This is a genomic window from Erwinia sp. OLFS4 (genome assembly GCF_002752165.1).
Lineage (GTDB): Bacteria > Pseudomonadota > Gammaproteobacteria > Enterobacterales > Enterobacteriaceae > Izhakiella.
This window is the reverse complement of record NZ_MOMB01000027.1, coordinates 1-7,077: the sequence shown is the minus strand read 5'-3', so window position 1 is coordinate 7,077 and position 7,077 is coordinate 1. Positions and strand designations below refer to the sequence as shown.

Annotated in this window: 5 protein-coding genes and 1 pseudogene; 3 read left to right on the top strand and 3 right to left on the bottom strand. The window is 47.7% G+C overall.

Features of this window, described 5'->3' with window-relative positions; all coding sequences use genetic code 11:
• Window positions 1-211: 211 nt before the first annotated feature.
• A complete protein-coding gene (locus BL249_RS06480) occupies window positions 212-1,513 on the bottom strand; it encodes a M20 family metallopeptidase (RefSeq protein WP_099707630.1) in 1,302 nt (433 codons plus the stop codon).
• Entirely contained in the window at window positions 1,503-2,150 is a 648-nt protein-coding gene (locus BL249_RS06475; protein ID WP_099707629.1) for a recombinase family protein, read from the bottom strand. Before BL249_RS06475 ends, BL249_RS06480 begins: the two co-directional genes overlap by 11 nt.
• Before the next feature lie 167 nt (window positions 2,151-2,317).
• Between BL249_RS06475 and BL249_RS06470 the strand changes: the two are divergent.
• A pseudogene (locus BL249_RS06470) lies at window positions 2,318-5,288 on the top strand (Tn3 family transposase).
• A gap of 2 nt (window positions 5,289-5,290) precedes the next feature.
• Here the strand turns inward: BL249_RS06470 and BL249_RS06465 are convergent.
• Complete coding sequence (locus tag BL249_RS06465; protein WP_158233132.1) at window positions 5,291-5,506, bottom strand: DUF4158 domain-containing protein; 216 nt, start codon at window positions 5,504-5,506, stop codon at window positions 5,291-5,293.
• A 162-nt stretch (window positions 5,507-5,668) separates the two neighbouring features.
• On the opposite strand from BL249_RS06465, the gene BL249_RS06460 reads away from it, so the two are divergent.
• A complete protein-coding gene (locus BL249_RS06460) occupies window positions 5,669-6,289 on the top strand; it encodes a recombinase family protein (protein WP_099707631.1) in 621 nt (206 codons plus the stop codon).
• On the top strand, window positions 6,286-6,969 hold the full coding sequence (locus BL249_RS06455) for a TauD/TfdA family dioxygenase (RefSeq protein ID WP_099707627.1): 684 nt from the start codon (window positions 6,286-6,288) through the stop codon (window positions 6,967-6,969). Before BL249_RS06460 ends, BL249_RS06455 begins: the two co-directional genes overlap by 4 nt.
• The last annotated feature ends 108 nt before the right edge of the window (window positions 6,970-7,077 follow it).

Here is a 7,077-nt window from a genome sequence, read left to right as displayed (position 1 = left end):
TCCACGAACTGCTATTTTGATGACGTAGATCTTCATAGCCAGCAGGTATTGTTATGAAATGGTGGCGGTTATTCTAGTCCCAGCAAATGAGCTATTCGATGACTGCCCCAGGGTTTTTCATGCTCTCTACCGGAAGGGGTCAGTTTGGATATCGAAAATTATTGTACGTTAAGGCTGTTTTTTAACCATGTTATGAAAATTGGTTAAATGATTAATTCAAATGGCGGCTGATAAAAATAGCCGCTCTTTTAGTCACTTCAGGGAGAGACTTGACTTCCAGGGTCTCATCCTGACTATGAGCCCCCCTTCCCCAGGGGCCAAGACCATCAATACTCGCGGCAACATATTGTGCAATATAAGAAATATCTGCCCCCCCACGTTCAGCGGCCGACACAGCCTGTAAGCTCGATCCTCCCAAAGCCACACTAATATCGCTGAACTCAGCTAAGATCTGCCTGTTCTCATTTTTCTCCGGCATAGCAGGTATTATGTTTTTGAATATCAACTGGCTGGAGGTTAGTGATAACGCGGTCATCGTAATTTCACGCATCTTTTGCTCAGCCATTCGTTTTTGTTCATCTGATAAAAATCGCAAATCACCATGCACAAGTGTCTGAGCTGCAATGATTGTCTTCTGTCCGCTGGCGCTTCCGGTGTTTTGCTGCGTATCTTCGTTAACAGTCTGCCCTCCGAGGATAATGCCTGGATTAAGCGTTAACCCCGGAATATTCGAAAGGGTGGTTCGAAAACTGTTTAGCACCCGCGCCGTTTCATAAATGGCACCATCCCCTGATGCAGTCTGGAATATTTTAGAGGAGTGTCCTGATTTACCCCTGCCGGAAAGGTACCATTCGCTCAATCCTCGTCTTCCTGTTACCAGCTGATTTTCGGCCAGCGAAAATTCGAATCCCAATGCAATATCACTGTCCTGAGCGGCTTCCCTCAGTGCTTTACGTGAGATGGAGGTTGGCTTTGCTGCCTGTTCTTCATCCCCGGTAAATACCACCGTTATGTTGGCAGACTTCAATTTTCCTGCGTGATTCAGCGCCTTGAGTGTATATAAAATAGTGACTATGCCACCTTTATCATCAATGACTCCCGGTCCTGTTGCTGATAGTTGATCTGGCGAAAGCGTAAATGACTGAAAAGGGCTGTTGGAAGGAAAAACTGTATCCAGGTGGCCAATTATCAAAATTTTCTTTCCCGGACCGCTATGCGTAGCGACTAAACTACCGGCATGTTTCATAGATGCGGGGAGATGGACCCACTGTGTTTTGAAACCCAGGTCATCTAATTCAATTCTGACCCGCTCCCCAACTTTTTCAACTCCGGGGCGATTTCCCGTGCCACTATTGATATTGACCAGGTCCTCGAGCATTTTTAGTTGGTTTTTTTTATGTTTATCAATGTAATTAATTAAAACGCTCTCATCTGAATTTAACCTTGCATTTACTGCCGTGATGTTGCTGATACTGGACAGTATTAATATCAGAAATAATATCTTAGCTTTCATTCTTACTCTCCGGTCTGTACAGAGCCTGAATTCGACATATCTGTGAGGGACTGTAACCTGTGGCATCTGCCGTTTCGCGGATGCTGAGTTTTTTTACCTGCCGATAGTACATCACTTTCTGGTGCCGTCCCTGGTCGGCCTGTTTTCCCCGGTATCTACTCAGCGTATGTGCCCGCTCAATTCCCTGTTTTTGCCGCTGGCGGCGGCTCAGCCAGTCCTTATGTGACATCGCGGCCATCAGATCGATAAGCATGTTATTGATGGCGGTTATCACGGCGCGGGTGATTGGATCAGCCTGCGAAGGAGCTTTATCTGACAGTGCCTGCCATGAAGTGGGCACATCCAGGCTGACAATCCGCAGCTCGTGTTGCTCGATCTGCTTTTTAAGCGTCATCCAGTCGCTGTTGCTCAGACGGGTCAGACGGTCTATCTGCTCGACCAGCAAAATATCATTGCGGTGACTGTCCATCAGTAAACGCCCCAGTTCCGGGCGGTCAAGTTTTGTACCGCTGATATTCTCCCGGTAGTAACTGGCGATTTTATGCCCCCGCTCCTGAACGAACTGCTCCAGCATCTCTTTTGCCCGATCGGCGAACTGATCTTCCGTCGATGCCCTTAAATAAGCTCTGATGAACATTTTTTCACCATGTTATCGCATTTAGGTTATTGCATTTATTCTATCGCATATAGGTTATGTCATTTATCGTGAGCCGTCACGCTTTGGTTATGGCATAAGGGTATACTCTTATACCATATCTGGTTTTGTTAAAAATACCGTACTGAATAATTTACGAGGAAAACTATATGGCAAGGAGGCAGATTCTTTCTCTGTCGGAAAGAGAATCATTACTGGCATTGCCAGACGATGAGTTAACGCTGACCCGAATGGCATATTTCAGTGAGCATGATCTGGCGCTTATCAGTGCTCACCGTAAACCTGCCAGCCGTTTTGGTTTTGCCGTCCTTCTTTGCTATCTGAAAAATGTCGGCTTTGCCCCGGATAAAAAAATCCCACCCTCAGATGCGCTGCTGAAGCATATCGCCAGCAAGCTAAAACTCACCGGGGATCTCTGGCCTGCTTACCTTTCCGGCAGGGATACGACCCGGCGTGAGCATTTAACCGAACTGTACCGCTATCTTGGCGTAAAGGCGTTCACCGGAAAAATACAGCAGGAATGTATTACACATCTGATGTCGATGGCGACGCGCACCGATAAAGGTATTCTCCTGGCCGAAGAGTTACTGGTCTGGCTCCGGCAGAACAGCGTGATAATCCCCGCGATTGATGTAGTGGAGCGTACATGTGTGGAGGCCATGGCAGGCGGCGATAAAATCGTATTTCAGACCCTGAATGCCCCGTTAACTCCCGCTCACAGGGATGCCCTGGATAGTTTACTTGAGTCATCAGATAATCAGCCTTCCAGGCTGACATGGCTTCTGCAACCACCGGGTAAGATTAATGGTAAGAACGTGCTGCAACATCTTGATAGGCTCAGCAGCATTAAATCGCTGGCATTACCGGAAGGTATAGATCGTACCATTCACCAGAACCGGTTGTTGAAACTGGCGCGGGAAGGCCGAAAGATGAGTAGCCGGGATTTGACCCGATTTTCAGCTGCCCGACGTCATGCGATCCTGGTGTGCGTGCTGGAAGAAGCCAGAGCCACACTGACGGATGAAGTGATTGAGCTGCATGAGCGCATGCTGAGCAGCCTTTTCAGCAAGGCCAAAAGAACACAGGCTGAGCGCCTTCAGCAGACCGGAAAGCTGATCCAGTCCAAACTGAAGCAGTACATCGATGTCGGTCAGGCGCTGTCTGATGCCCGTGATTCCGGTGGCGATCCATGGCTCGCAATAGAAAACATACTCCCATGGCCTGAATTTGTCGCCAGTCTGGAGGAAACACGCCATCTCGCCAGAAAAAATAATTTTGACCCGCTGCATATCATTACTGAGAAATACAGCACATTACGGAAATATGCCCCGCGCATGTTGTCCGCTTTACAGTTAGTCGCCACCCCGACAGCGCAGCCTCTGGCTGATGCGCTGGTTGTGATCAAGGATATGTACCGGAAGCAGTCACGTAAAGTTCCGGCGACAGCGCCGCTTGAGTTTGTCCCAGAAAGCTGGCGCAAGGTGGTGATTACACCTGCGGGTATTGACCGGCAGTATTATGAATTTTGTGCACTCAGCGAACTTAAGGGAGCATTGCGCTCCGGGGACATCTGGGTTAAAGGTTCACGCCGCTACAAAAATTTTGATGATTATCTCATTCCCGAAAAGGACTTTAACAAACTCACACCGGCGCTGCCATTGCCCGTATCTGCTGATTATCAAGAGTACATTACCAGCCGTATGACCCTGCTTCAGTCCAGACTTGAAGAGGTCAATGCCATGGCTGCCCTTGGTGAACTGCCCGATGTGGAAATATCTGACAGGGGCGTAAAAGTCTCTCCGCTGGATAACTGCGTTCCGGCGCAGGTTTCACCGCTGGCGGAGCTGGTTTACAGCATGCTACCGCGGCCTAAAATCACGGAAATTCTCGATGAGGTAAACAGCTGGACGACGTTTACCCGACATTTTCCGCATATAAAAAATGACATTACCCGTCCTGATACCCGCCTGCTCCTCACCACCATTCTTGCTGATGGCATCAATCTTGGCCTGACCAAAATGGCAGAAGCCTGCCCCGGGAGCACCAAATCATCACTCGAAGATATTCAGGCATGGTACATCCGTGATGAAACCTATTCAGCCGCTCTTGCAGAACTGGTAAATGCGCAGGGGAAAAGACCGCTGGCGGCATTCTGGGGGGACGGGACAGCGTCATCATCAGACGGACAAAATTTCAGAACAGGCAGCATAGGTCGCTACGCAGGGCAGATTAACCCGAAATATGGGCAGGAGCCTGGACGTCAGTTTTATACCCATATTTCGGATCAATACAGCCCGTTTTACACCTGCATAATCAGTCGGGTCAGGGATTCAACCCATGTTCTCGATGGCCTGCTGCCACGAAAGCGATCTGGAAATCAGGGAGCATTACACCGATACTGCTGGTTTCACCGATCATGTCTTTGCCCTGATGCATCTGCTGGGGTTTGCGTTCTGTCCGCGAATCAGGGATCTCCACGACAAGAAGCTGTTTATCAAAGGGAAAGCAGACCAATACCCGGCGCTTCAGTCACTGATATCAACGACCAGCCTGAATCTGAAAGAGATCGAAATTCACTGGCGTGAAGTGCTGCGTCTGGCAACCTCGATAAAGCAGGGAACCGTGACGGCATCCCTGATGCTGAAAAAGCTTGCCAGCTACCCCAAGCAAAACGGACTTGCCAAAGCACTGAGGGAAATTGGCCGTATCGAACGAACTCTGTTTATGCTCGACTGGTTCCGCGATCCGGCACTTCGTCGGCGGGTACAGGCGGGACTGAATAAAGGAGAAGCCCGTAACGCGCTGGCGCGTGCGGTATTCCTGCACCGCCTGGGTGAAATCAGGGACCGAAAACCGGAAAATCAGAGCTATCGCGCCAGTGGACTGACGCTGCTGACGGCTGCTATCTCGCTGTGGAATACTGTTTATATGGAAAGAGCGGTCGATGCCCTGAAGCGTAAAGGGGTTAAGATCAACGAGCAACTGCTGTCACATTTGTCGCCGTTAGGCTGGGAGCACATCAATCTTACAGGCGATTATATCTGGAAAAGCAACCGGATACCTGCTTCCGGTAAGTTTCGACGGCTGAGACCAGCTAAAGTCGAAAGGGTCAAAAAATAGTCTTAACGTACAATAATTTTCGATATCCCAACTGACCCCAAATAGCCCAGTCGTTGGTAGGTTTTTAAAAACAAAGCAAATCCTAAGCGCGTGGTAGTTGAACGAGTCGTGCTGTCGCAACAGGCTCGTTCAGCATCAGTCACCGTGTAAAAATGCTCCAATTCTGTTTGGGCCAGACGACTTTTGAATCGGGGGTAAGCAGTATCATTTGGTTGCAATTTGGAAAACCAAAAAAAGATATGGCACAAGAAAAACGACCGTTTATCTTGTATTCAAGAAAACGCGCGCATAAAGTAAAAAAATCACAAGAAAACTCATTGAGAAAATCAACGCAATATTATAGCCTTAGTTTTATCTTTTCTTGTACACAAAAATCAATCATGCTTGTCGGATATGTTCGTGTTTCAAAAAATGATGGCAGCCAAACGCTTGCGCCCCAGCGCGATATCTTAATTGCTGCCGGTGTTGAGCAAAATCGCATCTATGAAGATTTGGCATCAGGCCGGAAAGATGATCGACCCGGATTAAATGCTTGCCTCAAAGCCCTTCAGCCAGGTAATACTTTGGTCGTTTGGAAACTAGATAGGCTGGGACGCGATTTAAAACATTTAGTGACCACAGTAGATGATTTGCGTGCCAGAGACGTTGGTTTAAAAGTTCTGGCGGGTGCTGGCGCCCAAATTGACACGACGACCTCGAATGGACGACTGTTTTTTGGCATTTTTGCTGCACTGGCTGAGTTCGAGCGAGAGCTGATTGCCGAACGTACACAGGCGGGGCTTGCAGCAGCCAGAGCAAGAGGGCGTCTTGGTGGGCGACCTCGTAAAATGGATCGGGCAACGATAATGATGGCTATGGCCGCAATGGCCGATCCGAAAGCCAGTGCTATTGAAATAGCACATCGTTTGGGTATCACGACCACGACGCTTTATGCATACGTCAATGGAGATGGAAGCCTGAAGGAAACTGGGAAAAAAATTTTAATTGAGATGAGTTTATGACTGTGTCCATTATCAATAACCTTGAGACTAATGGCTATGCGATTTTAAACAGTTATAAACCTGAAGTACCTTCACTTGAAGTATGTTCTGCTCTTGGTGAAGTAGATATTGTTGAAGGATTAAACTCAGTGCAGACACTCATTCCGTCCAGTCTCTCTGATGCTCCTCCAAATACTTACAGTGGAAATTTTGGAACCTCTACTTTTCCATTACATACCGATCTTGCTCATTGGGCAGTGCCTCCCCGATATTTGGTACTGCGTTGTCTAAATGGATCAGAGGATGTGGCAACACATATATATGACAGCCTTTTGCTGATAAAAAAATTTGGTGTTCAAACACTTCGTATGGTTCTCGTACAACCTCGACGCCCTGTGAGAAATGAAAAACAGCTAATGACATTGTTGGAAGCTACTGAGTCTTCTGATTTTTTTCGAGTACGCTGGGATAGTATCTATTTAAAGCCAGCCACTGACTTATCAAAAGAACTATTTGATAGAGTAAATTATTTTCTGCATGAAATTAAACCACTAAAACTCACTCTTCTTGAACGCGGCGACACACTGATAATTGATAACTGGCGCTGTCTCCATGGCAGGGCATCAATACCTAAAAGCGGCAGTATGCGGCACATTGACAGAGTTTATCTGAAGGCACTTAATGAATCGCCACGGGTTTAACAGACACCTCAGAGTCATTTAAGATGACTTAAAGAGAGGTGCCCATGAGCGGTAAGCGTTATCCTGAAGAGTTTAAAATTGAAGCAGTCAAACAGGTTGTTGATCGCG